This window comes from Kosakonia oryzendophytica, assembly GCF_900094925.1.
Taxonomy (GTDB): domain Bacteria; phylum Pseudomonadota; class Gammaproteobacteria; order Enterobacterales; family Enterobacteriaceae; genus Kosakonia; species Kosakonia oryzendophytica.
Genome location: NZ_FMAY01000009.1, coordinates 23902 through 48546, shown reverse-complemented (window position 1 = coordinate 48546; position 24645 = coordinate 23902). Strand labels below are relative to the sequence as shown.

The following is a 24645-nucleotide window of genomic DNA, read 5'->3' as shown; positions in this document are numbered from 1 at the left end:
AAACGGGTGAATTAACGTCCATTTATTGTTTGTAGTTATGACGAGTCTTTGCTGTTTCGGTGGTAACACGCATCAGAGAGAATAATGGCGGTGCATTAACCGGTATAGATCTGCCCGATATCTTCATGATCAACACAGATATTCGCCTACCCGAATGCGGTTACTGAATGGAGCAGGATTTCGGGCCCGGATCACGCGTACGACGATAAACTGTCTCTCCCTGCCCCCTGGATGGGATATATTGTCACTATGGCTCTTTATCTCAGGTGGTATTAGCAATGGCTTTGATCCCCAAAAACTATTCACGGCTGGAAAGCGGTTACCGCGAAAAAGCACTCAAAATCTACCCATGGGTCTGCGGGCGCTGCTCACGGGAGTTTGTTTATTCAAATCTACGTGAATTAACGGTTCACCATATCGATCACGACCATACCAATAATCCGGAAGATGGCAGTAACTGGGAGTTGTTGTGCCTGTATTGCCATGACCACGAACATGCGAAGTACACTGAAGCCGAACAGTACGGTACCACCGTTGTGGCGGGGGAAGATGCGCAAAAAGAGGTGGGGACAGCGACCTATAATCCCTTTGCCGATTTAAAATCGATGCTGAATAAGAAGAAATAGCGCCAGTAAATATTTCGCGTCGTTGTAACAGGTTCGGGTTTCCAGACAGCGGTAAATGGCCTTATCCCTTTAAACACCAGCGCTCTGATGACGGGTGACGCAACGGCGAGAAGCCGTATTCCGTTGTGCCAGAAGCTGTGCTCTCCCTCAACAGGAGAGCACTTTCAGGACAAGATGATTGTCAGAACGATTCCCAGTCAGCCCCATTGCCTGTCGATGCGACGGGTCGCAGATGACCTCTGTTTTTATACGCTGCTGAGTGATGTTTCTGTTTGTCGCTCTCTGAACCGAGCCTGAATACGGAAACGAGCTGCGCAAGCTGCTCGGCCTGTTGTTCAAGAGATGATGCCGCTGCCGATGACTCCTGAACCAGTGCCGCATTCTGCTGGGTGGTTGAATCCAGCTCGGTAACGGCTTTACCTATCTGATCGATACCCCTGCTCTGCTCTTCCGACGCCGAAGATATTTCATTCATGATGCCGCTCACATTCGTGACAGAACTGACAATCTGTTCCATGGTGCTACCGGCCTTGTTAGCCATTTCTGAACCGGTTAACACACGTTGTACCGATTCTTTTATCAGTCCTTCAATCTCCTTGGCAGCATTTGCGCTACGTTGAGCCAGACCTCTGACTTCTCCGGCTACCACGGCAAACCCCCGCCCCTGTTCACCCGCTCGCGCAGCCTCAACCGCAGCGTTAAGCGCCAGAATATTGGTCTGGAAAGAGATGCCATTGATTACGCTGATGATTTCGGTAATTTTGTTTGAGCTTTCGGTAATGGTCTCCATGGTGCTGACGACGTCCCAAACAATTTTCCCACCGGAACGGGCATGCTCAGCAGCCACTACCGCGAGCTGGCTGGCTTCACGCGCGTTATCCGCATTACGTTTAACGGTTGAGGTCAGCTGTTCCATGCTGGCAGCGGTTTCCACAACGGCAGCAGACTGCTCTTCAGTGCGGGACGCCAGGTCAGTGTTGCCAGCGGAAATGTCCGATGACGCATTTGCCACATGGATGACCGACTCTTTGATCTGGCTAATCATTTCACGAAGTTTATCGTTCATCACGCCCATTGCGACCGTCAGGCGACCCAGTTCATCTTTTGACTGAGGCTCAATAACGGCGGTCAGATCGCCTTCAGCAATACGTTCTGCCAGAGTCAGATTATGTTTTATCTGGCGGGTCATCTGCCGTGTCAGCAGCCAGGCAACCAGTAATCCCGTCAGCACTGCGCAGACAGCAACCAGCCCCATGATCATCATGACGCGTTCAATAATAGCGATGTTTTTTTGCGTCTGGCCTGTCACCAGATTTGCCGTAACGGTATTGATTCTTTCCGCCACGCCAGTCAGTTCTGTTGCGGCTTTCTGTGACGCTTTCTGTGCATTCGTATAGGCGTCTACGTTCGCCTGCATTCTGTCAAGAAATGACTGCGCCATCGCTTTGTCTTCGGCTGCCAGGTTAAGTTTTTCTGAACGGAGCGACTTAAGCGCATCACCCAGTACGGTCGCAAAGGCATCGTACCCTCGCTTACCACCGGACGACTGGATTTCATACACCGCTACCCAGAGTGCATTAAGGCGATTGAGCAATGCGAATTCATCTTTTGAGATGCTCTCTTGCTGCACAAAGCGGGAACTGAATGTATCAAGCAGGTTTTTCAACTCCGGTGATGTCAACGCCAGGGATTTCTCGACAGTCACTTTTTCGAGTTTAATGAAACCATCACGCGTGCTGGCATAAACAGGAATAGCGCTGCGCAACTCATCAAACAACACCCGCGCATCACTGTCCCAGGTAAAGGTCAGGCCGCTCTCCGCTTTTTGATCCATTTTTTCAATGGCGACTCTATTGGCCTGAAGTGCACTTTCATCGTGGTTTATTTGGTATGTCAGGCGATTACGTCGTGCCGTGTTGAGATCATCACTGATTTCGCTGATTAATTTTCCCTTTAATGCATGATCGCGGATCGTGTCCGACTGTTGAATACTGATAAGCGAAGATAACACGATGATAATGATTAATATTGCGAACCCGCCAAACAACTTGGCAGCAACAGGTAGGTTTTTTATAGAGGGTAAAAGCTGTGCCATAAAGGTATCCTCAGTAACATTTCTTTATTTTCGAAAATCAGTTTCATTTTCAATGCATAGCTAACCACAGATACCTGCTTTTATTTTTGGCAACATAGGGACAGCTATCATGTTACTTATCGTCAATCATCAGGCATTCCTTAATGTAAATATGAAAAAATTCGATCCGCACAATTATTTCATATATCACATAGTGAAACTTACATTCCTACCGTGAGCAAGTCTGCATATTTATTAATGCTTATCGTGGTAATAATATGCAGATAAACAAATAGCCGAATGACAATACACACCTGAAGGCGTATCTGCATGCCAGTATGCACGGGACAAAGAAGAGAAGTGTTATGGTGTGCCCCCTGAAGTCTGCTGCGCGTTCTGAGGGCAAAACGTTTTCCGGTATTTTCGCGGGGGCAGTTGATATTTTTTGTGAAAAGCTCTGGTCAGTGATTGCTGGGAATCGAAACCGAATTTCATCGCGAGATTTATTAAAGGTTCATTGGATGTGATAAGTTCATCAGCAATCAATTGAAGTTTCCGATCTCTAATGTACTGACCCAACTTTTGGCCCGTTTCGGCAAAAAATAGTCTCTGTAAGTGCCATTTTGAATACCCTGACTTGATGGCAACAGTATCAATTTTCATGGGTGACTCAATATTATCATTTATCCACATAAGCAAGCTATTTATAAACTCTTTTTTGTTTTTCATAGCGTTAATCTCAATATCGTGCTGAGGAGTACGTGAGTGATCAGCGTTAATTCAGGTCACGCTTTCGATATATTTTCAGCAAGGGTGGAATTTACTCTTATGGCGTGACGGACACCGTCGCCGATAATCCTGCTACCAGCTCAACCCCCGCAGGTAAGGTATCAATGTGAATACGTACCGGGATGCGTTGCGCAAGTCGCACCCAATTAAATGTCGGTTCAACCTCGGGTAAACCAAGCCCGCCCGTCTCGTCATTATTGTCACCGATCCCATGCCCGATACTCTCAACATGCCCCGTCAGTACGGGCTCAAATCCCATCAGCGCAATGTGGGCGCTATTTCCCACACGGATATGACGCAGTTTTGTCTCTTCAAAATACCCCACCACCCAGAAACTATGGGCATCGACGATGGCGACTTTTGTCACCCCGGCGGTGGCATAGTCCCCCGGTCGGAGTCTGAGATGGGTGATATAACCTGCTACCGGCGCCCGCACGATGGCATGGGATAAATTAAGTTGCGCCAGCTCCAGCGCAGCCAGCGCGCCATGATAATTTGCCGTTGCGATGTTTGCTGCGCTGTCTGTTTGCTGTAAATCCTCGCCGGAAATCACGCCTTTGATCCGGGTACGTCTTGTTGCCGCATCCTGACGCATGACCATCTCATGACGTTTCGCATCAACATCAGCCTGTGCACCCGCCACCGCCAGCTTCAGCCAGTGTGGATCGATTGAATAGAGCACATCACCTCGGTTAACCCATTGGTTATCGCTGACTGCCACATTGATGACCGGCCCGGAAACATCTGGCGCAATTTGCACCACATCAGCACGAACCCGGCCATCGCGGGTCCAGGGTGTCTGCGCATAATGTTTCCACAGCATAAAAGCCAGAAGAGTTGCCACCACGACTGCACTTAATGTCAGCGCATAACGACTCAATAGAGATAGAAAAGATTTCATGCTAATAACCCCAACGCATTCAGGCCCTGCAAGAGCAGAAAAAAAGTAACGATACAGACAGATAGCCCCATCAGCGGGCGACAAGGTAAACAGCGGTAGAGCCAGCTGAAAGAGAAAAGAGGCACGAATAACAGAATGCAGACCAGGGTCACAAGCGCGATGACCAGCAGCCCCGGGAAGTAGACACCCCCGATGTTAATGTCATTAATCATGGGCTTGCCCCCTCTCCTGCTCTCCCAATGCGCAATGCAGATCAACCAGCCTGTCAACACTCTGGCGCGATTGCTCATGGGGTGTAGACAAAGAGATATCAATCAGTGAAACGATACGCAGGCGCAAAGCGCAGTAGTCTGTTGTCCGGGTAAGCAAATGAAGTACCTCGTTAATCTCCCTGGCCATTTCACTCCCCGCCGGTAGAGCGCAGCGGCGTAAGTGCATGACAGAGAGGCCAATACGCAGAGCGTGCAACAGGTGATTAAGCACCTCTTCTGCTGATTGCTGGCTGCGTGACAAACGTGGCAGTAATAACGCAGTCCGGTCTATCATCAAATTGGTCCAGTGTGCTTCGTCTGGTGTAAATACGCCTTTCACACTGCGCCGGATATCGCGCCGACAAATATCCAGCAGGCGATTGATGGCCGCGTCTGCCTGCACCGTTTGCAGTAAACGCATACTGACCACAGCAAAGCCGGTTGCGGAAAACAGCGCGATGGCGGTATTGACAGCGACCGCGAAGTCGCCGCTGTAACGGGGACCTAACTCGCAGAGGACAGGCAAAGTCAGGGTGATCCCCATGGCCATAAAGGTGGTGGGTGGCCGCGCCTGGAGCGATCCGGCCAGCAAATATGCCGGTGCCAGTACTGCAACCAGTACAGGGAAATCGCTAACTTGTGGAAGAAAAACAAAGCTGTAGAGCAGGCTGATGGCCACGCCCCAGACGGAACCTATAATGTATTTCACAATATGCGGGGCCGGCGTGTCGAAGCTGCCAAACAGTGTGCAGCAGACCCCAAGGATAGAAACGGCTGTGCCGCCGTCAGGCCAGGCCGAGTAAATCCAGACCAGACAACCGCTCAGAATGATGGCAAAAGCGCCCAGCGCAGCGCGTGCCGCAGTAAAGCTATCACGATGAAAAACATACCCTGTTGCTCCTTTACCTTCCGTCTGCACCGACATGGGTTTCGCATGATGGATGGCATCAGAAAGGCGATCACATTGCTGCAGAAGAGTCACAGCTTCCGTAAGATAACGGACAACGCTCACCTGCAACACCGCTTCACGCGTCACGGCACAGGTCCCATGCCGTTCGGCTAACTGCTCACTTCGTTGTTTTAGCTCGCCAGCCATGATTTTTCGCTCCCCCTCATCGTCACAGCGAAGCCAGTGTTGAACATCGCTTAACAGGATCTGCACGTCGGTGGGCAGCGCCTTTGTCATCTGTAAGCGATCGCGTAATTCACAACTCACAATTAACAACCGCGCTAACCTGTCATGAATGGCTTTTCTGGCCTGCCGGACCGGAACAGCGAGGGCAAAATCATAGGGAATGTGGTGGCTTATGCCTTGCAAGGACTGCAAGGCCAGTGCCAGGCGCAGGCTCCCTGCATTCTCATCGGATTGACCGGCCAGTGCGCCGGCAAGTATCTGCCGTGCTGAGCGAAGCGTCTCCGATAGCGTGCTGTTGAACAGCCCGGACAGCCGTTTTGGTAACACATACCGGTGAATAAGCGCGGCACAGAAGATACCAATAACGATCTCCTGCACACGGGTGATGGCAGTATCAAATATTGCGCCGGGCTCCAGGACAGCAGGAAAACCAATCAGACTCGCGGTGTAACCTGCTAAAACAAAGGCATAAGCACGGGGGGTGCGTTCCAGCAGCGACAAGTAAAGGCAGAAAGTGATCCAGCCGCTCAGCATCACACTGCAAAAGATCGGCATCGTCACAAAAGTGGGCACCAGTAAAACGGTGGCCCCGGCGCCGATTATCGTTCCGGCCAGACGATAAAGGCTTCTGCTCAGTGAAGCGCCAACCGAGGTTTGCGAAACGATATAGACGGTAATGATTGCCCAGGATGGCTTTTCAAGGCCTATCGATAAGGCGATGTAATAGGCCAGCATCGCTGCGGCAAAGCTCTTGATGGAGTACAGCAAGGCATTTGCATCGTTCAGCAGAACGGATGAGGTCAGTGCCTGGCCCACCCGACGAAACGCGTCGCCGGTAGCCCGCAAAGAACGAGAGTGAATAACATTGATTTTGTTCATGCCGGGGATTATTACCGGCTTGCGTCCGCCATTAAATACTCTATTCTGTCAAAAAATACCTAAATGTTGCCAATCACATGACATCCACATTCGCGACGACGTTGTTTGATCCTGACTCCACCTCGTGCCCGGCGGTTGCGCGCCATCTTGACTTCGTTGATTACGAAGCAGAAGTGCCGGTTCATACCCACCGCAAGGGGCAGTTGATCATTGCGCTGTATGGTGCCGTTATCTGTCGCGCGGAAAACGATATATGGATAGTGCCACCTCACTGCGCCGTTTGGATCCCCGGCGGCATCCCTCATAGCGCTAAGGCGACCTGGAACGCGCATCTCAATTATTTATTCATTGAACCCGGCGCCGCAGCACTCCCGGAAAAATGTTGCACACTGGCCATTTCTCCGCTGATTAACGCGTTAGTTGACCGTTTAACTCACGAGCGAGTGGATTACCCACCAGAGAGCCATGCTGCACGGCTCACCCGGGTGACGCTCGACGAATTGGCCACGATGCCACAGCAGAAATTGAGTTTGCCTGTCTCCGGGAATCCTAAAATACGCACCATGGCCGATGCACTGGTCAGTCACCCGGCGGATCGCAGTACGTTTAAAGAATGGGCGAAACGGCTGGCGCTCAGTGAACGCTCTCTGGCGCGATTGATGCTGCGCGAGACGGGGCTGACCTTTGGACGATGGCGCCAGCAACTTCATTTGATCATTGCGCTTCAGGAGTTAGCCAGCGGCGTAACGGTACAAAACGTGGCGGCTAAACTGGGGTATGAGTCCGTTAATGCGTTCATTACCATGTTCAGGAAAACGATGGGCAGTACGCCCGCGCACTATTTTTCCGAACGGAAAACAGGCGCACGCCAGGGGGATACGCCATGATCTTTTCTGGCGCGGCGCGGGCAGCAAAAATGCACCCGGACGCCGCGTTGAGTAAAACACAGGCGGCGACTATTTATGGGCGAGTTATCGCCAGCCGGGAGCGGGCGTGCATCAACAACCGCGAACGGGTCTGTTTGCTTTTAAAGTAAAGGTGACCACGCCGAAGAGTTGCAGCTCTTCCTCAGACTGGAAAGTGATAGGGGCATAATTGGCGTTATGCGGCATGAGCTGGAGCGATGGCCGGGTCCGTAACTCTTTTACCGTAAATTCACCCGCGACGGCTGCCACAACGATGTCGCCATGCACGGGAGTCAACGATCGATCGACAACCAACAAATCACCATCGCTGATCCCTGCACCAATCATCGAATCACCACTGACGCGAACAAAGTAAGTAGCACTGGGATGTTTAACGACCAGTTTGTTCAGATCCAGGCTCTGTTCAACATAGTCTTGCGCCGGGCTGGGGAAACCGCACGGAACGCGTTCTAAAAATAAAGGGACGTCAATACGCTTTTCTTGTTTATAGGCATAAAGGATGGTCATGATTACCCACCTCATAATACTGTGTTTACATACAGTATTATGGAAGGAATGACGGGGTCAAGTCACATGTAACAGCGCAGCGTGAAGTGACTGAAGTCGCAAGGAATTTAACGTGTCCTGTTTCGTGGGAAGGCAGGTGATGTCCAACGGCAGTCGGACACCTGTACCTTATCAGCCCATATCTGGCGGGATAAGGCCATTTGCCTTCCTGCAGAAACGATGATGAAGGCGGATCATCGGGCAGGCCGTAAGCAGTGCATAACAGGATCCAATATTGTCATCCTACAGTCTCGTTTATTTAAAAACAGCCCACGCTCACCTCATGGATATTATTACAGTAACAGCATCAGAATATGTCGTATCAACCCTGCGAAGAAAATGAGAAATATTATTATGGCATCCGCGCGTAGCCTGGATATTGTCTTCAGGCAAGATCCGCATTATCAAAAATCTGTAGTCAGTGTGCGGATTTTTCAGGCGGGAAGTAGCACAAGTTAATTTATTTTACGAGCTTTTCTGTCATAAAATATCAGGCCATTGATGCGCTGCAAAATACGCTGGATAAGAAAAGCCACACCGTAACGCGTACGCCGGTTAGCGCCAGGCCAGACGATGAAGCGCTCCCTGCACTCCCGTCCGGCACAACCGGCTGAAGGCCCGGTCTGGCTGTGGCATCAACGACCCCGTTTAGCGTGACGCTCCCAGGTATCGCGTTTTGCCTGTTCAGACTTACGTAACGCCACATAACACGCGCCACTGCCGCCATGGTGCGGCAACGCCGTACAGAATGCCTGCACGTCGTCAAACTCCGTCAGCCAGCGCGCAACGTAGCTGCGCACAATATTCGGGTGCGAATTATTTTCACGACCTTTCCCATGGATAATCAACACATTACGCAAGCCATCTTGCCGCGCCTGATGCATAAAGCGAAACAGCATCTGGCGGCACTGCTCAACGGGCTGGCGCAGCAGGTTGAGGCTCGCCTGCTGGCTATATTTACCCAAACGCAGCTTATCCACCACGCCGGTTTGCAGGCCTTCACGCCTGAATTCCAGCGGCGTTGACAGGGGAATGATGTCGAGGAACCCAGTGGTTAAAAAGTTGTCCAGTTGCAGCATATCGACACGCTGCGGCGCACGTGCATTGCGGCTCGGCTGCCAGTGAATATCGGCGCAGCGCTTCAGGGGCTGGACATCCTCCATGGCGTCAAGAAACAGCGATTTGTCGTCAGGGTTCATGAGCGGTCCTCCGATGGCTTCAGAACAGGTACTATAACGAGCGTGGCGTACGCTCACAATGCCCGGAGAGGATTTATGGCGCATGGGCCCGTGCTTATAAATAGACGCTGTTTGCGGCAGCGCCAAAGACATTAATAACTGTAATGTTATTAGCGTTCCTTAACTTATATCGCGTGTTGGGGTTATATCGATTTTAGTTAAATTAACGTGAAATTAATCACCAATTAATAGTGGAAAGATAATGAAGGGTAGCTATAACTATATTTAAGATGCAGGGATGAACTTGCATAAAATAACGAAAGGAAGCGCTACTGTGTGTACTGTAGAGCCTGACGGATGTCGGCAGGCTCTATTTTTTTATTATTTCAGGAATAATAAAATATATCATCTATAATTCAATGCAAATCGATTTGTTATTATCCACGCTTAATATTAGCCATCTATAAATAGACGCCCTTTCGGGGTATGGTTAGCCCGAGCCGGGCATGGTAGATTGACGCCCGTTTGCCATAGTTCAAGGATGCCTGATGCTCACACTACTCGAAGATAAAATCGCCACTCCGCTGGGCCCACTGTGGGTAATCTGCGATGAAGCCTTTCATTTACGTGCTGTCGAGTGGGAAGAACACAGCGATCGCATGGTGGAGTTGTTGAATATTCATTATCGACGCGATGGCTATCAGCGTATCGCAGCCAATAATCCGGGCGGGTTAAGCCGGAAACTGCAGGATTATTTCGACGGCGATCTGTCGATCATCGACACGCTCCCCACCGCAACGGCCGGTACGCCTTTTCAGCGTGACGTCTGGCAGGCGTTGCGTACAATCCCCTGCGGTCAGGTGATACATTACAGCCAACTGGCGGAAACGCTGGGGCGCGCAGGTGCGGCGCGTGCGGTAGGCGCGGCGAATGGCGCAAACCCGGTCAGCATCGTAGTACCCTGCCACCGTGTGATTGGTCGGAACGGCACGTTGACCGGTTATGCGGGCGGTGTGCAGCGCAAAGAGTGGTTGCTCCGGCATGAAGGCTATCTGCTATTGTAAGAAAAGACGCATATTTAGTGCCCTTTTCCCCGAATGTTGTGGTAAAAACCTTGGCGAAGTGATGAAATATCAAGGAGATGATATCCGGTCATCTCTTCTCATTTCTCTCCCCCGTTTCAATAATCGTGAATTGACGTTTTGCCAGGCTTACGTGCTCAATAAAAAGATGTTAAAATTGACTAATATCAATTACGGCGTTGAGCAGACCTATGATCCCGGAAAAGCGAATTATACGACGCATACAGTCTGGCGGATGTGCAATACATTGTCAGGATTGCAGCATTAGCCAGCTTTGCATCCCGTTTACCCTCAATGAACACGAGCTGGATCAGCTCGATAACATCATTGAGCGCAAGAAGCCCATCCAGAAAGGTCAGACGCTGTTTAAAGCAGGGGATGAGCTGAAATCACTGTACGCTATCCGCTCCGGTACGATTAAAAGCTATACCATTACCGAGCAGGGTGACGAACAGATCACCGGTTTCCATCTGGCGGGCGATCTGGTCGGTTTTGATGCGATTGGCACTGGCCATCACCCCAGCTTCGCGCAAGCACTGGAAACATCCATGGTTTGCGAAATCCCCTTTGAAACGCTCGACGATCTGTCCGGCAAGATGCCCAACCTGCGTCAGCAGATGATGCGTCTGATGAGCGGCGAAATCAAAGGCGACCAGGATATGATCCTGTTGTTGTCGAAAAAGAATGCGGAAGAGCGTCTGGCAGCGTTTATTTATAACCTGTCCCGCCGTTTCGCTCAGCGTGGTTTCTCGCCGCGCGAGTTTCGTTTGACCATGACCCGCGGTGACATTGGTAACTATCTGGGTCTGACCGTTGAGACCATCAGTCGTCTGCTGGGCCGCTTCCAGAAGAGCGGCATGCTCGCGGTAAAAGGCAAATATATTACGATCGAAAACAGCGATATACTGGCTCAACTGGCCGGTCATTCCCGTAACGTTGCCTGAGTTTTACCCCCTCTCTTTTAGACCTTCGCCAGCGCATTAAATTTTTCTGATTTATTGATCTGGCTGAAGGTTTTCCCTGTTTCATTCAGCGCTAATGGGTTATCTTTTATTTACAGACTGTGGTGACAGATGTAAGGAGACCCTGTATGGCTAAATATCAGAATATGTTGGTCGCCATCGATCCTAATCAGGACGATCAGCCAGCATTACGACGTGCTGTGTATTTGCATCAACGGATTGGTGGCAGAATCAAAGCATTTTTGCCCATCTATGACTTCTCTTACGAGATGACCACCCTTCTGTCCCCTGATGAGCGTACAGCAATGCGCCAGGGCGTGATCAGCCAGCGTACCGCCTGGATCCGCGAGCAGGCGAAATATTACATTGATGCTGGTGTGCCGATTGAGATTAAAGTGGTCTGGCATAACCGTCCTTTCGAAGCCATCATTCAGGAAGTGCTGGCAGGCGGTCACGATCTGTTGCTGAAAATGACCCACCAGCACGACAAACTGGAGTCGGTGATTTTCACCCCGACCGACTGGCATCTGCTGCGTAAATGCCCTTGCCCGGTGTGGATGGTTAAAGATCAGCCATGGCCGGAAGGCGGTAAAGCCGTTGTCGCCGTCAATCTGGCCAGCGAAGAGCTTTACCACAACTCACTTAATGAAAAACTGGTTAAAGAGACGCTGCAACTGGCCGAACAGGTTAACCATACCGAGGTGCATCTGGTGGGTGCCTATCCGGTTACGCCAATCAATATTGCTATCGAATTACCGGAATTCGATCCCAGCGTCTATAACGACGCGATCCGCGGTCAACACCTGCTGGCGATGAAAGCGTTGCGGCAGAAATTTGGCATCGATGAAAAACTGACACACGTTGAGAAAGGCTTACCGGAAGAGGTGATCCCGGATCTGGCCGAACACCTGCAAGCCGGTATTGTGGTACTCGGTACCGTCGGGCGCACCGGGATTTCTGCAGCTTTTCTGGGGAATACCGCTGAGCAGGTTATCGATCATCTGCGCTGCGACTTACTGGTGATCAAGCCGGATGAATATCAATCGCCGGTAGAACTTGATGACGATGAAGATGACTAACGCATGAAGCCAGAAACCCGCGAAAGCGGGTTTCTTTTTATGCCCTTGTGTTTGCCGGAGCCCATTCACCTTCGACGGCCAGCCCGCCCCTGAGCTGAACATTCGGCAACGCCAGCTCTATTCCCTGCTCCGCCAGCTTCTCCATAATGCGTATATTGATCTCCTGCTGAATATCCATGTATTTGTTGTAATCAGCGGTACTGACAACATGCACCACTTCAACGTTGAGCCTGTCGGAGCCGAAACCCTGGAAATGCGCCCGGTCAAAACGTGTTTCCCCCACCTCGGTGATGATGGTGCGGATCAACTCTCCGACCTTACGCAGCTTATCTGGCGGCGTCGTTAACGCCAGCCCAAATGTAAAGACGATACGGCGCGTTTGCATGCGTTTGTAGTTATGCAAGGTTTGTTGCAACAGGATGGCATTCCCACAGACAATCTGCTCGCCGCTCAGGCTGCGAATACGCGTGGTTTTAAGCCCAATGTGTTCGATAGTTCCGGCGACATCATTGAAGACCACAAAATCGCCTATTTCGAAGGGCTTATCGAAACCGATAGAGAGTGACGCGAACACATCGCTAAGGATGGTTTGCACCGCCAGCGCAATGGCGATACCGCCCACGCCCAGACTGGCGACCAGGGCGGTAATATTGACACCGACGTTGGCCAGAATCGACAGCAGCATGATCGTCCAGAGCATCATGCGCAACAGCAGGCCCGCAATTACCATGGTCACTGGATTACGGCTCGCACCGGGGGTGTACATCAGATGACGCATCCATGAAACAACACCTTGATCAAACCAAAGTGCCATCTGGATCGCCAGTACCAGGAACCAGGCATGCCCGAGCGTGCTGAACAGGCGGTCAGGAAGCTCGACAAAACGTAAACTGAACAGCAGAGCCGCAATAAAAAGCAGGAACCGGCTGGTTCGACCGATCATGTCCACCAGGACATGCTGCATTTTTCCAACACCGTTCTGCCTCTGCCCCCAGTTTTGGGCACCTTTAAGTAAGACAGCCAATAAGCGTTTAAACAACCAGTAAATGAGACAGGTCACCACAACTACCGTGGCAAGACCGAACCAGAATGATGGCTGCATCAGCATCGATATAAAGTCAAAGCGTGACAAAAACGCCATTCTCCCTCCGCATAAAAAACATAAAGATAAAAGTATAGACGTTACTTTTTAGCGGATAGCGGGCAAAAAAATACCGCTCCGAAGAGCGGTATTGCGCATTTCACAACGCGAAATTATAGCGCTTTAAGGATTGCATCAACGCTGGCTTTGGCATCGCCAAACAGCATCTGGGTGTTCTCTTTAAAGAACAGCGGGTTTTGCACGCCCGCGTAGCCGGTGTTCATTGAGCGTTTGAAAACGATGACATTCTGCGCTTTCCACACTTCCAGAACCGGCATTCCGGCGATTGGACTTTTCGGATCGTCCTGTGCGGCCGGGTTAACCGTATCGTTCGCGCCAATCACCAGAACGGTGTCGGTCTCTGCGAAGTCATCGTTGATCTCGTCCATTTCCAGTACGATGTCGTACGGCACTTTCGCTTCCGCTAACAGTACGTTCATATGGCCCGGCAGACGCCCGGCGACCGGGTGAATACCGAAGCGCACTTTCACGCCGCGCGCACGCAGTTTTTCAGTAATTTCCGCCACCGGATACTGCGCCTGCGCCACTGCCATGCCATAGCCCGGGGTGATTATCACAGAGTGTGAGTTTTTCAGCATTTCCGCCGTTTCTTCCGCACTGATTTCGCGGTGCTCGCCGACTTCCTCATCGCTGCCGGAAGACGAACCGTCCGTACCGAAACCACCGGCAATCACGCTGATAAAGGAGCGGTTCATCGCCTTACACATAATGTAGGAGAGGATCGCCCCTGAGGAACCCACCAGCGCACCGGTAACGATCAACAGGTCGTTGCTGAGCATAAAGCCCGCTGCCGCCGCTGCCCAACCGGAGTAGGAGTTCAGCATCGACACAACCACCGGCATATCCGCACCGCCAATAGATGCCACCAGATGCCAGCCGAACACCAGTGCAATAATGGTCATCAGCAGCAGCGCCAACACCTGTACGCCAACGCTTTCAGTACGGACAAAAGCCACCAACAGTACAAAAGAGACCACCAGCGCCGCCAGGTTCAGTTTGTGGCGGTGCGGCAACATTAACGGTTTGGACGAAATCTTGCCACGCAGCTTACCGAACGCAACGATGGAGCCGGTGAACGTCACCGCACCAATAAAGATGCCGAGGAACACTTCCGTCAGGTGAATATTCACCATGACCGGTGCCAGACCCGGCTCATGATCGAGATAGCTGTTGAAACCCACCAGCACAGCAGCCAGACCCACGAAGCTGTGCAACACAGCCACCAGCTCCGGCATTTCAGTCATTTCGACTTTCTTCGCCAGACGAATACCGATCGCCCCGCCGATAACCATCGCCACCAGGATCCAGGCGACATTGCCGGTATCCGGGCCAAAAATAGTGGCCACCAGCGCAATCGCCATACCGGCGACGCCAAAGTTATTACCCTGCTGGGAGGTTTCATGCTTGGAAAGCCCCGCCAGACTGAAAATAAACAGGATCGCGGCAACAATGTATGCAGCTGTAACTAATCCTCCAGACATGTGTTACCCCTTAGTTCTTCCGGAACATTTTCAGCATGCGCTGAGTGACGGTGAAACCACCAAAAATATTAATGCTGGCGATCAGTACCGCGATAAAGCTTAAGAAGCTGACCCAGCCGCCATGGCCAATCTGCAACAACGCGCCCACCACAATAATGCCGGAGATAGCATTCGTGACCGACATCAGCGGCGTATGCAATGCATGGGAGACATTCCAGACCACGTAATAACCGACGACGCAGGAAAGCGCGAAGACGGTGAAATGACCGAGGAACTCTTTCGGCGCAACGTCCGCCAGCCAGCCAAACAGAACAATCGCCAGCGCCATCAGCGCATATTTGCGCCACGGAGAGGTGGGTTTGACCTCTTCTTTTGGCACTGCTGCTTTTGGTGCAGCTTGCGGTTGAGCAGAAACCTGAATCGGCGGTGCCGGCCAGGTCACTTCGCCATCACGCACAACGGTCACACCGCGCACCACGACATCGTCAAAGTCGACAACCACATTGCCGTCTTTTTCCGCACACAGCAGTTTCAGCAGGTTAACGAGGTTGGTGCCATAAAGTTGGGAAGACTGCGTCGGCAAGCGACCCGGCAGATCGGTATAACCAATGATTTTAACGCCATTCGCAGTGGTGCTGATTTCATTCGGTACAGTGTATTCGCAGTTACCGCCATTTTGCGCAGCCAGATCGACAATCACACTGCCCGGTTTCATGGAATCCACCATCTCACGGGTGATCAGCTTCGGTGCCGGTTTTCCCGGGATCAGCGCAGTCGTGACGATAATATCGACATCTTTCGCCTGTGCAGCGAAGAGTTCCATTTCCGCTTTAATAAAGGCTTCGGACATCACTTTTGCATAGCCGTCGCCGCTGCCCGCTTCTTCCTCAAAATCCAGCTCGAGGAATTCAGCGCCCATACTCTGCACCTGCTCTTTAACTTCCGGGCGGGTATCAAAAGCACGCACAATCGCGCCAAGGCTGTTGGCTGCGCCAATCGCGGCAAGCCCTGCCACGCCCGCGCCAATCACCATCACTTTTGCAGGCGGCACTTTACCGGCGGCGGTAATTTGACCGGTGAAGAAACGACCGAACTCATGCGCGGCTTCAACGATGGCACGGTAACCCGCAATGTTGGCCATCGAACTGAGCGCATCCAGCGCTTGCGCACGGGAGATACGCGGTACGGAGTCCATTGCCATCACGGTCACGTTACGCGCGGCCAGCTTCTCCATCAGCGCCGGATTCTGCGCAGGCCAGATAAAGCTTATCAGCGTTGTGCCGGGGTTAAGCAGCGCAATCTCTTCATCGTCAGGCGCGTTAACTTTAAGGATAACGTCCGAATGCCAGACATTGCTGCCATCGACAATCGTCGCCCCGGACTGGGTGAACGCATCGTCATCGAAACTTGCCAGTTTGCCAGCGCCGCTTTCAATCGCGACAGTGAAACCCAATTTCAGCAATTGCTCGACCGTTTTCGGCGTCGCGGCAACGCGGGTTTCATTGGCCAACCGTTCTTTAGGTACACCAATACGCATAGTTTTCCCTTCCATCGGTTTTAGATGATGGTTTGTCAGTCGTCACCGGAACAACCGGCATCTGTTGAACAGCATTACGGAGTGTGTCCCGGAAAATAAAACAGTAACAAACTTTCTATAACCTACTGAAAATAACGCTTGTGATCCACCGCCGGAAAACAGAATTTGTGCTTTTATCAGTGAAAACCAGCCATCAGCCGGGACTGGTAAGGTTATTTGCCTTTAATTCGTTATAACAGGCCGATATTCCGCTCAAGCGAAGCGGCAAAACACGATTAATCTCCAGTTCGGAATCGTCTTTTAACAATACATTAACTTAAAAAAGTCATAATCTTTATCTGTTTTGCTGGTCAAGCGGCTGTTTTTTCAACATATCACTTAAGGTTATCGTTATTAACCCACTCCATAGCACAGTCAGTGAAAAATGACGCAGACAGTGGCTCTGATTAAATGCAATAATCGTCGACGTTTTCTCAACAACAACACCAGTTTATGGTTTGCGCAAGGCGAAGGACTATTTTTATGAAGCTCAAGTACACCCTCCTGGCGTCAGCACTCCTCTCTGCGACTGCTTTGTCAGCCAACGCAGCGACAGAGTTAACACCGGAGCAAGCAGCGGCGGTGAAACCTTATGATCGTGTCGTGATAATCGGCCGCTTTAACTCTATCGGTGATGCAGTGAACGCCGCATCTAAACGCGCAGATAAAGAAGGCGCTGCAGCGTTTTTCGTTGTTGATACTTCAGACGCAGGCAACAGCGGCAACCAACGAGTTACCGCCGATTTATACAAAGCTGATGCAGCAAAAGCTGAAAACCCTGCATTTCGTGTGATTAACGGCGTAACGGAATTACCGAAAGACAAAGCTATAGAACTTGAGCCTTACGATACGGTGACCGTACAGGGCTTCTTCCGTACCCAGCCGGAAGTGAATGATGCCATTACGAAAGCCGCCAAAGAGAAAGGCGCCGCCTCTTTTTATATCGTTCGTCAGTTCGACACCAACCAGGGTGGCAATCAGATGATCACCGCTTTTATCTACAAAGCGGATGCGAAAAAACGCGTCATCCAAAGCGCTGATGCGATTCCGCGTGACTCCGACGCGGGCCGCGCTGCGTTGGCAAAAGGTGGTGAAGAAGCGAAGAAAGTGGAAATCCCGGGCGTTGCCAGTGATGCTACGCCGGGCGTAGGCGTAGGGCGCTTCTTTGAAACGCAATCCACTTCCGGCGGTCGTTACTCTGTCACGCTGCCTGACGGCACGAAAATTGAAGAGCTGAATAAGGCGACGGCTGCACAGATGGTGCCGTTTGATAGTGTCAAGTTCACCGGAAACTATGGCAACATGACGGAAGTGTCGTACCAGGTTGCCAAACGTGCTGCGCAAAAAGGCGCCAAGTACTATCACATTACGCGTCAGTGGTCCGAGCGCGGCAACAACGTGACCATCAGTGCGGATCTCTACAAGTAATCAGCACGGATGAATCAGGCGGCTTCGGCCGCCTTTTTTTGATCTTTTTCCTCTCTTTTTCACAAAATTGTCGCCGTCCTCATTGCATGCCTTTGCGACTCTCCGTAAAATCCCGCGCCTTAGTGATATCCACCATATTTATGCGCCCCGGCAAAATAATTATTCTGGATGAGTGGCTTTTTTGACAGGATAACAATGGAAAAGAAACTTGGCCTTAGCGCTTTGACTGCTCTCGTTTTAAGCTCAATGCTCGGCGCTGGCGTCTTCAGCCTGCCACAGAATATGGCGGAGGTCGCCAGTCCTGCGGCTTTACTGGTCGGCTGGGCCATTACCGGCGCAGGGATTTTACTTCTGGCTTTCGCCATGCTGATCCTGACCCGTATTCGACCGGACCTCGACGGTGGGATTTTTACCTATGCTCGTGCAGGTTTCGGTGAGCTGATTGGCTTCTGTTCCGCATGGGGGTACTGGCTGTGCGCGGTGATAGCCAACGTTTCCTACCTGGTGATCGTTTTCTCTGCGCTCAGTTTCTTTACCGATACACCGCAACTACGTCTGTTTGGCGATGGCAATACCTGGCAGTCTATTGTGGGTGCATCGGCGCTGCTGTGGATTGTCCATGCTCTGGTGCTACGCGGTGTGCAGACTGCGGCAAGTATCAACCTGGTGGCAACGCTGGCGAAGTTAGTCCCGTTGGGCTTGTTTGTGGTACTGGCGGCCGTGGCGTTTAATGTCGACACATTCAAATTTGACTTTAGCGGCGTTGCGCTCGGCGTGCCGGTCTGGGAACAGGTTAAAAACACCATGCTGATCACCCTGTGGGTGTTTATCGGTGTGGAAGGTGCCGTGGTGGTTTCTGCTCGCGCGCGTAACAAACGGGATGTCGGCCGCGCCACGCTGCTGGCGGTACTGGCGGCGCTGGGTGTCTACCTGCTGGTGACACTGCTGTCGCTCGGGGTGGTGCCGCGAGCCGAACTGGCGGGAATTCGTAACCCGTCAATGGCCGGATTGATGGTCAGACTGATCGGTAGCTGGGGTGAGGTGATTATCGCCGCCGGGCTGATCGTGTCGGTGTGTGGCGCTTACTTGAGCTGGACAATTATGGCAGCGGAAGTCCCGTTGCTGGCAGCGACACATAAAGCGTTCCCGCGTATCTTCGCCCATCAAAATAAAAATAATGCCCCTGCCGCATCGCTGTGGCTGACCAACATCAGCGTACAGGTCTCACTGGTGCTGATCTGGCTGACGGGGTCTGATTACAATACGCTGCTGACGATCGCGTCTGAGATGATCCTCGTGCCCTATTTCCTGGTGGGCGCCTATTTGCTGAAAATCGCCAGCCGTCCGCTGCATCAGGCCGTTGCAATCGGTGCATGTCTGTATGGATTATGGCTACTGTACGCCTCCGGGCCCATGCACTTATTACTGTCAGTGGTACTGTATGCGCCAGGTTTACTGGTCTTTATGTATGCCCGCCGCACCCATGAAATGACCGAGTTGCTCAAGCGCCGGGAAAAGGCGCTGATTGGTCTGTTGCTGATCGCGGCGGTTCCCGCAACATGGCTGCTGGTGAAATAACTTAGTGGAGGCGGCTCCAGCAAAAGATAAGCAGCCAGGCGCTGAGGCTCCAGCAGAGCACCGCACAGCCCAGCGCCGGCCAGACCCGCATAAAGCCGGTGAAATACCACAGCGAGAGCAGATAGATAAAATAGGGAATGATCGCCCACATTCCAAAAATAACAGTGGTACGTAGCGCCTCAATACCGCGCTCCGTTGCAACAATATAATGTGCAATCAAGGCGAAGGTGGGAAAGAGCGGGATTAACCCGGCAATGTAGTAATTCTTCGTTTTTGCCAGTAACCCAATCAGCAACACCACTAACGCACCGATCGCTGCTTTAATAACCAACCCCATAATTTGGCCTTTATTACTTCAACAACAAAGACCTACAGCATAACGGAACACGTCTTGTTTAGAAAAGATTAATGGCAGGTTGCAGCAAGGCGGTGTATGTTGACGTTTTTAGTCAATCGCAATGGCTTATGAATAAGATCGTTTTTGTAGAAGACGACCCGGAAGTGGGCGCGTTGATCGCCGCTTATCTGGGCAAACACGATATGGATGTCATTGTAGAACCTCGCGGTGATCGCGCCGAAGAGGTCATCGCACGGGTCAATCCTGAACTGGTGCTACTGGATATTATGCTGCCCGGTAAAGATGGTATGACGTTGTGTCGCGATTTACGTCAGCAGTGGAATGGCCCGATTGTTCTGCTCACTTCCCTCGACAGTGATATGAACCATATCCTTTCGCTGGAAATGGGCGCCAATGATTATATCCTTAAAACCACACCGCCCGCCGTGTTGCTGGCCCGGTTGCGTTTGCATTTACGCCAACGCACCAGTACGCCAGCAGAGCCCGCAGCGCCTCCCCTGAAGCAACACAACATTATTCGTTTTGGCACGCTATCGATTGATCCGGTAAACCGTCAGGTGCTGCTGAGCGGCGAAGAGGTGATCCTTTCTACTGCGGACTTCGATTTGCTCTGGGAGTTGGCCACGCACGCCGGGCAGATTATGGATCGCGATGCGCTGTTGAAAAATTTGCGCGGTGTGACTTACGACGGCCTTGATCGCAGCGTGGATGTGGCGATTTCTCGCCTGCGGAAAAAACTGCTCGACAGCGCCACAGAGCCTTACCGCATCAAAACCGTACGCAATAAAGGCTATCTGTTTGCCCCGCATGCGTGGGACAACTAAAAAAGCATTTAACCAGGTGTCACTATGAAGAAGCTGTTCGTCCAGTTTTACCTTCTGCTGTTCGTGTGCTTTATCGTGATGACGATGTTGGTGGGCCTGGTATATAAATTTACGGCCGAGCGTGCAGGTCGCCAGACCCTTGATGATCTGATGAAGAGTTCACTCTATTTGATGCGCAGCGAGCTGCGAGAAATTCCGCCGCATCAGTGGGCTAATACCCTGAAAGAGCTGGATCTGAATCTCTCCTTTAATCTGCGTATCGAGCCTATGAACAAATTCACACTCGATGCACCGCATGCTCAACGTCTGCGTGAAGGCGACATTGTGGCACTGGATTCTGAATACACCTTCATTCAGCGTATTCCGCGTAGCCACTATGTACTGGCCGTAGGGCCGGTGCCGTATCTGTTTTTCCTGCATGAAATGCGCCTGCTGGATATGGCGCTGATGGCCTTTATCGCTATCTCCCTCGCTTTTCCGGTGTTTATCTGGATGCGGCCACACTGGCAAGAGATGCTACGGCTTGAATCCGCCGCGCAACGCTTTGGCGAAGGCCATCTTGAGGAACGTATCCATTTTGACAGCGCGTCAAGTTTTGAGCGGTTAGGCATCGCCTTTAACCAAATGGCGGACAACATTAATGCGTTGATCGCCAGTAAGAAGCAGCTCATTGACGGTATCGCGCATGAATTGCGAACGCCGCTGGTCCGGCTGCGTTACCGGCTGGAGATGAGCGATAACCTTAGCGAGGCCGAACATGCCGCGCTGAACCGCGATATCGGGCAACTGGAGGCGCTGATCGAAGAGCTGCTGACCTACGCCCGTCTTGACCGCCCACAAACCGAACTGAAACTGACCAGCCCGGATCTCCCTGCCTGGTTTAACAGCTATATGGATGATGCCCGGACGATGAATCCGCAGCACCAACTATTACTGACTTGTACACCCGGCGATGATTACGGCGCGCTGGATATGCGTCTGATGGAGCGGGTACTGGATAATCTGGTGAATAATGCGCTGCGCTATTGCCAGCAAACGGTCAAAGTCACGTTGCAACGCCGGGGTTCACAGGCCAGTCTGATCGTTGAAGACGATGGCCCGGGCATCGCGCCGGAAGAACGTCAGCGTGTATTTGAGCCCTTTGTCCGCCTTGATCCCAGCCGCGATCGCGCCACAGGCGGCTGCGGTCTTGGGCTGGCCATTGTCCACTCCATTGCCCAGGCATTTGGCGGCGAAGTGCTGTGTTCGCAAAGCGAACTGGGCGGCGCGCAATTTACCTTCAACTGGCCCATCTACCATCACATTGTGCTGCCCTGATAAGCAGCAACCGCGCAGTGGCCGAAATCCTGCACCTGTGTTATAACTTAAAAGTATGTTGTAACTAATAAGGACAGATAATGACTGCATTAGACCTTATCGATCGCCTTAATACGACCTTTCGCCAGCTTGAGCATGAGCTGGCTGCATTGAAAACGGAATTGAATGCATGCCGTTTAATGGCCGCGCGCGTGTTTACGCTGCCGGCGATCCCGAAAGGTGCTGAGCACGACCCGCTGTCGTGCATTCATGTACAGCAGCATATAGGTAAATCTGCAGCAGAGCTTGCGCTACGCCATTACACGCATCTGTTTATCCAGCAGCAGTCAGAAAACCGCAGCAGTAAAGCCGCAGTGCGCCTGCCGGGGGTGCTTTGTTACCAGACGAATGCAGTGACGCGCGCCATGCTGGAAAAACGCGTCAGCACCATTAACGCACTGAAACTTACCTTTGAGCGCATTGTCACCGTGGAATCAGGCCTTGCCTCCGCAGCCCGTTTTGAATGGGTGCACCGTCACCTGCCGGGTTTGATCACCCTGAATGCCTACCGGACACTGACCGTCATTGACGCGCCAGCCACCATCCGCTTTGGCTGGGCCAATAAGCACATTATTAAGAACCTCACCCGTGATGAGGTGCTGGCACAACTGGAAAAAAGTATGAAATCCCCACGCGCCGTCGCCGCCTGGACGCGGGAACAGTGGCTGGTTCGGGTCGAGCAGGAGTACAACGACATTGCTGCCCTGCCGAAACAGGCGCGGTTGAAGATCAAGCGGCCGGTAAAAGTGCAGCCGATTGCGCGGGTCTGGTATTCAGGGTCGCAAAAACAGGTGCAATACGCCTGCCCGACCCCGCTGATTGCTTTTATTTCTGAGGAAAATGGCGGAACGGTGCCAGACATCGGCGAACTGCTGGATTACCACGCCGATAATGTTCAGCACCGGTATAAACCTGAGGCACAGCCGCTAACGCTGATGATCCCGCGACTGCACCTCTATCTTGCGGATTAGGCGGGTTTCATGCTGCCAACCATCGATTCCGGGCGTACCCAACTGTCAAACTCGGCTTCTGTCAGATAGCCGAGCGCCAGCGCCGAAGCTTTCAGCGTAAGTCCTTCCTTGTGCGCTTTCTTGGCGATTTCCGCCGCTTTGTCGTAACCGATATGGGTATTGAGCGCCGTCACCAACATCAGTGACTCATTAAGCAGTTGATCAATTCGCTCACGGTTCGGTTCAATGCCCACCGCACAGTGCGCATTAAAGCTTTCCATTCCATCTGCCAGTAAGCGCACAGATTGCAGGAAATTGTGGATCACCAGCGGGCGAAAAACGTTGAGTTCAAAGTTGCCGGATGCGCCGCCAATGTTTACCGCCACATCATTGCCCAACACCTGCGCGCAGAGCATCGTCATGGCTTCGCACTGGGTGGGGTTGACTTTACCCGGCATGATCGAGCTACCAGGTTCGTTTTCCGGAATGGCGATTTCCCCGATACCGCAACGGGGACCGGAAGCCAGCCAGCGGACATCGTTGGCAATCTTCATGAGCGACGCCGCCAGCCCTTTCAACGCGCCATGCATCTGCACCAGTGCATCGCAGGTCGCCAGCGCTTCGAATTTATTCGGCGCGGTGATAAACGGTTGCCGGGTAATATTCGCCAGCTCTTCCGCTACGCGCCTGGCATATTCCGGATGGGTATTCAGCCCGGTGCCAACGGCAGTACCGCCCAGCGCCAGCTCACCAAGGTGCGGCAGGTTCAGTTCAATGTGTTTGAGATTGTGCTCCAGCATCGCCACCCAACCGGAGATCTCCTGGCCGAGCGTTAGCGGCGTGGCATCCTGCAAATGTGTACGGCCAATCTTGACGATATCAGCAAAGGCGATAGATTTTTCGCTGAGTGTCTGCTTCAGTACCTGAAGCTGGGGCAGTAAATGTTCGCGGACCGCAATCACTGCCGCCACATGCATCGCAGTGGGAAACACGTCATTCGAACTCTGGCTTTTATTGACGTCATCATTGGGATGGATTTTACGCGCCATGCCGCGAACACCACCGAGGATCTCGCTACCGCGATTTGCCAACACCTCATTCATGTTCATATTGCTTTGCGTGCCGGAGCCGGTCTGCCAGATTGCCAGCGGAAACTCATCGGGATGCTTCCCCTCCAGCACCTCATCCGCCGCCGCGATAATGGCGCCGGCTTTTTCGGCAGGCAGCAACCCCAGATCCTGGTTAACCTTCGCTGCCGCACGTTTGGTCAGCGCCAGCGCGTGGATCAGCGAGACCGGCATTTTTTCCGTCGAAATACGGAAATGCTCGAGCGATCGCTGGGTCTGCGCTCCCCACAGCTTATCGGCCGGGACGTCAATCGCGCCCATTGAATCTTTCTCACTGCGATGCGTTGTCATTACTTTCTCCTTGAATACAAAGTGGTGTTGAGTGCCGACATTGCTCACCTGCAAACAAGTCAAAGTATTGATGCTTTTTATTATGT

Annotated in this window: 22 protein-coding genes; 10 read left to right on the top strand and 12 right to left on the bottom strand. The window is 52.1% G+C overall.

Annotated elements, in window-relative coordinates; all coding sequences use genetic code 11:
* The first annotated feature begins 278 nt into the window (after positions 1–278).
* On the top strand, positions 279–626 hold the full coding sequence (yajD, locus tag GA0061071_RS15720; protein ID WP_061495470.1) for an HNH nuclease YajD: 348 nt from the start codon (positions 279–281) through the stop codon (positions 624–626).
* Positions 627–807: 181 nt separating this feature from the next.
* Here yajD and GA0061071_RS15715 read toward each other — a convergent pair whose 3' ends face one another.
* The 5 genes from GA0061071_RS15715 to GA0061071_RS15695 all read right to left on the bottom strand — a co-directional run bounded on the left by GA0061071_RS15715 (position 808) and on the right by GA0061071_RS15695 (position 6655).
* The gene (locus tag GA0061071_RS15715; protein ID WP_088237456.1) at positions 808–2721 is read right to left on the bottom strand and encodes a methyl-accepting chemotaxis protein; all 1914 of its coding nucleotides are present in this window, start codon (positions 2719–2721) and stop codon (positions 808–810) included.
* A 342-nt stretch (positions 2722–3063) separates the two neighbouring features.
* Complete coding sequence (locus GA0061071_RS15710; RefSeq protein WP_408612872.1) at positions 3064–3438, bottom strand: helix-turn-helix domain-containing protein; 375 nt, start codon at positions 3436–3438, stop codon at positions 3064–3066.
* 88 nt (positions 3439–3526) lie between these two features.
* Entirely contained in the window at positions 3527–4390 is an 864-nt protein-coding gene (locus tag GA0061071_RS15705; protein WP_088237455.1) for an HlyD family secretion protein, read from the bottom strand.
* The gene (locus tag GA0061071_RS15700) at positions 4387–4602 is read right to left on the bottom strand and encodes a DUF1656 domain-containing protein (protein WP_088237454.1); all 216 of its coding nucleotides are present in this window, start codon (positions 4600–4602) and stop codon (positions 4387–4389) included. Before GA0061071_RS15700 ends, GA0061071_RS15705 begins: the two co-directional genes overlap by 4 nt.
* The gene (locus tag GA0061071_RS15695; RefSeq protein WP_088237453.1) at positions 4595–6655 is read right to left on the bottom strand and encodes an FUSC family protein; all 2061 of its coding nucleotides are present in this window, start codon (positions 6653–6655) and stop codon (positions 4595–4597) included. The genes GA0061071_RS15700 and GA0061071_RS15695 overlap by 8 nt, the downstream gene beginning before the upstream one ends.
* A gap of 77 nt (positions 6656–6732) precedes the next feature.
* On the opposite strand from GA0061071_RS15695, the gene GA0061071_RS15690 reads away from it, so the two are divergent.
* Positions 6733–7542: an AraC family transcriptional regulator gene (locus GA0061071_RS15690; protein WP_088237452.1), complete on the top strand. Its 810-nt coding sequence runs from the start codon at positions 6733–6735 to the stop codon at positions 7540–7542.
* A gap of 111 nt (positions 7543–7653) precedes the next feature.
* Here the strand turns inward: GA0061071_RS15690 and umuD are convergent, their stop codons facing one another.
* On the bottom strand, positions 7654–8088 hold the full coding sequence (gene umuD, locus GA0061071_RS15685; RefSeq protein ID WP_061495448.1) for a translesion error-prone DNA polymerase V autoproteolytic subunit: 435 nt from the start codon (positions 8086–8088) through the stop codon (positions 7654–7656).
* Positions 8089–8762: 674 nt separating this feature from the next.
* Positions 8763–9326: a DNA endonuclease SmrA gene (gene smrA / locus GA0061071_RS15680; RefSeq protein ID WP_088237660.1), complete on the bottom strand. Its 564-nt coding sequence runs from the start codon at positions 9324–9326 to the stop codon at positions 8763–8765.
* Between the two features lie 527 nt (positions 9327–9853).
* Here smrA and ogt point away from each other — a divergent pair.
* From ogt to uspE, 3 genes are all read left to right on the top strand, one after another.
* Entirely contained in the window at positions 9854–10369 is a 516-nt protein-coding gene (gene ogt, locus GA0061071_RS15675; RefSeq protein ID WP_088237451.1) for a methylated-DNA--[protein]-cysteine S-methyltransferase, read from the top strand.
* 209 nt (positions 10370–10578) lie between these two features.
* Positions 10579–11331, top strand: coding sequence for a fumarate/nitrate reduction transcriptional regulator Fnr (gene fnr, locus GA0061071_RS15670; RefSeq protein ID WP_061495443.1), 753 nt, complete (start codon positions 10579–10581; stop codon positions 11329–11331).
* 146 nt (positions 11332–11477) lie between these two features.
* Positions 11478–12428, top strand: a complete 951-nt coding sequence (gene uspE / locus GA0061071_RS15665; protein WP_061495440.1) for a universal stress protein UspE — start codon at positions 11478–11480, stop codon at positions 12426–12428.
* A 37-nt stretch (positions 12429–12465) separates the two neighbouring features.
* On the opposite strand, the gene GA0061071_RS15660 is transcribed toward uspE, so the two are convergent.
* The 3 genes from GA0061071_RS15660 to pntA all read right to left on the bottom strand — a co-directional run bounded on the left by GA0061071_RS15660 (position 12466) and on the right by pntA (position 16608).
* Positions 12466–13569, bottom strand: coding sequence for a mechanosensitive ion channel family protein (locus GA0061071_RS15660; protein ID WP_088237450.1), 1104 nt, complete (start codon positions 13567–13569; stop codon positions 12466–12468).
* A gap of 113 nt (positions 13570–13682) precedes the next feature.
* Entirely contained in the window at positions 13683–15071 is a 1389-nt protein-coding gene (pntB, locus tag GA0061071_RS15655) for a Re/Si-specific NAD(P)(+) transhydrogenase subunit beta (protein WP_061495435.1), read from the bottom strand.
* Between the two features lie 10 nt (positions 15072–15081).
* Complete coding sequence (gene pntA / locus GA0061071_RS15650) at positions 15082–16608, bottom strand: Re/Si-specific NAD(P)(+) transhydrogenase subunit alpha (protein WP_088237449.1); 1527 nt, start codon at positions 16606–16608, stop codon at positions 15082–15084.
* 522 nt (positions 16609–17130) lie between these two features.
* Here pntA and ydgH point away from each other — a divergent pair.
* Complete coding sequence (ydgH, locus tag GA0061071_RS15640) at positions 17131–18075, top strand: DUF1471 family protein YdgH (protein ID WP_088237448.1); 945 nt, start codon at positions 17131–17133, stop codon at positions 18073–18075.
* Between the two features lie 195 nt (positions 18076–18270).
* Positions 18271–19653 (top strand): amino acid permease, encoded by a 1383-nt coding sequence (locus tag GA0061071_RS15635; RefSeq protein ID WP_088237447.1) that lies wholly within the window; start codon positions 18271–18273, stop codon positions 19651–19653.
* Position 19654: 1 nt separating this feature from the next.
* Here the strand turns inward: GA0061071_RS15635 and GA0061071_RS15630 are convergent, their stop codons facing one another.
* A complete protein-coding gene (locus GA0061071_RS15630; protein WP_061495423.1) occupies positions 19655–19990 on the bottom strand; it encodes a GlpM family protein in 336 nt (111 codons plus the stop codon).
* A 128-nt stretch (positions 19991–20118) separates the two neighbouring features.
* On the opposite strand from GA0061071_RS15630, the gene rstA reads away from it, so the two are divergent.
* The 3 genes from rstA (at position 20119) to tus (ending at position 23162) form a co-directional block, all read left to right on the top strand.
* The gene (gene rstA, locus GA0061071_RS15625) at positions 20119–20835 is read left to right on the top strand and encodes a two-component system response regulator RstA (protein ID WP_061500002.1); all 717 of its coding nucleotides are present in this window, start codon (positions 20119–20121) and stop codon (positions 20833–20835) included.
* A gap of 24 nt (positions 20836–20859) precedes the next feature.
* Entirely contained in the window at positions 20860–22152 is a 1293-nt protein-coding gene (gene rstB / locus GA0061071_RS15620) for a two-component system sensor histidine kinase RstB (RefSeq protein WP_088237446.1), read from the top strand.
* 80 nt (positions 22153–22232) lie between these two features.
* The gene (tus, locus tag GA0061071_RS15615; RefSeq protein WP_088237445.1) at positions 22233–23162 is read left to right on the top strand and encodes a DNA replication terminus site-binding protein; all 930 of its coding nucleotides are present in this window, start codon (positions 22233–22235) and stop codon (positions 23160–23162) included.
* On the opposite strand, the gene fumC is transcribed toward tus, so the two are convergent.
* A complete protein-coding gene (gene fumC, locus GA0061071_RS15610) occupies positions 23159–24559 on the bottom strand; it encodes a class II fumarate hydratase (protein WP_061495415.1) in 1401 nt (466 codons plus the stop codon). The two genes, tus and fumC, sit on opposite strands and share 4 nt — an antisense overlap.
* Between the last annotated feature and the right edge of the window lie 86 nt (positions 24560–24645).

Coding starts and splice junctions, on each gene's coding strand:
- ydgH (WP_088237448.1), top strand. CDS start 17,131: ATGAAGCTCAAGTACACCCTCCTGGCGTCAGCACTCCTCTCTGCGACT.
- rstA (WP_061500002.1), top strand. CDS start 20,119: ATGAATAAGATCGTTTTTGTAGAAGACGACCCGGAAGTGGGCGCGTTG.
- GA0061071_RS15705 (WP_088237455.1), bottom strand. CDS start 4,390: ATGAAATCTTTTCTATCTCTATTGAGTCGTTATGCGCTGACATTAAGT.
- GA0061071_RS15695 (WP_088237453.1), bottom strand. CDS start 6,655: ATGAACAAAATCAATGTTATTCACTCTCGTTCTTTGCGGGCTACCGGC.
- GA0061071_RS15690 (WP_088237452.1), top strand. CDS start 6,733: ATGACATCCACATTCGCGACGACGTTGTTTGATCCTGACTCCACCTCG.
- uspE (WP_061495440.1), top strand. CDS start 11,478: ATGGCTAAATATCAGAATATGTTGGTCGCCATCGATCCTAATCAGGAC.
- fumC (WP_061495415.1), bottom strand. CDS start 24,559: ATGACAACGCATCGCAGTGAGAAAGATTCAATGGGCGCGATTGACGTC.
- tus (WP_088237445.1), top strand. CDS start 22,233: ATGACTGCATTAGACCTTATCGATCGCCTTAATACGACCTTTCGCCAG.
- pntA (WP_088237449.1), bottom strand. CDS start 16,608: ATGCGTATTGGTGTACCTAAAGAACGGTTGGCCAATGAAACCCGCGTT.
- pntB (WP_061495435.1), bottom strand. CDS start 15,071: ATGTCTGGAGGATTAGTTACAGCTGCATACATTGTTGCCGCGATCCTG.
- GA0061071_RS15635 (WP_088237447.1), top strand. CDS start 18,271: ATGGAAAAGAAACTTGGCCTTAGCGCTTTGACTGCTCTCGTTTTAAGC.
- GA0061071_RS15630 (WP_061495423.1), bottom strand. CDS start 19,990: ATGGGGTTGGTTATTAAAGCAGCGATCGGTGCGTTAGTGGTGTTGCTG.
- GA0061071_RS15715 (WP_088237456.1), bottom strand. CDS start 2,721: ATGGCACAGCTTTTACCCTCTATAAAAAACCTACCTGTTGCTGCCAAG.
- smrA (WP_088237660.1), bottom strand. CDS start 9,326: ATGAACCCTGACGACAAATCGCTGTTTCTTGACGCCATGGAGGATGTC.
- GA0061071_RS15660 (WP_088237450.1), bottom strand. CDS start 13,569: ATGGCGTTTTTGTCACGCTTTGACTTTATATCGATGCTGATGCAGCCA.
- rstB (WP_088237446.1), top strand. CDS start 20,860: ATGAAGAAGCTGTTCGTCCAGTTTTACCTTCTGCTGTTCGTGTGCTTT.
- fnr (WP_061495443.1), top strand. CDS start 10,579: ATGATCCCGGAAAAGCGAATTATACGACGCATACAGTCTGGCGGATGT.
- umuD (WP_061495448.1), bottom strand. CDS start 8,088: ATGACCATCCTTTATGCCTATAAACAAGAAAAGCGTATTGACGTCCCT.
- ogt (WP_088237451.1), top strand. CDS start 9,854: ATGCTCACACTACTCGAAGATAAAATCGCCACTCCGCTGGGCCCACTG.
- yajD (WP_061495470.1), top strand. CDS start 279: ATGGCTTTGATCCCCAAAAACTATTCACGGCTGGAAAGCGGTTACCGC.
- GA0061071_RS15700 (WP_088237454.1), bottom strand. CDS start 4,602: ATGATTAATGACATTAACATCGGGGGTGTCTACTTCCCGGGGCTGCTG.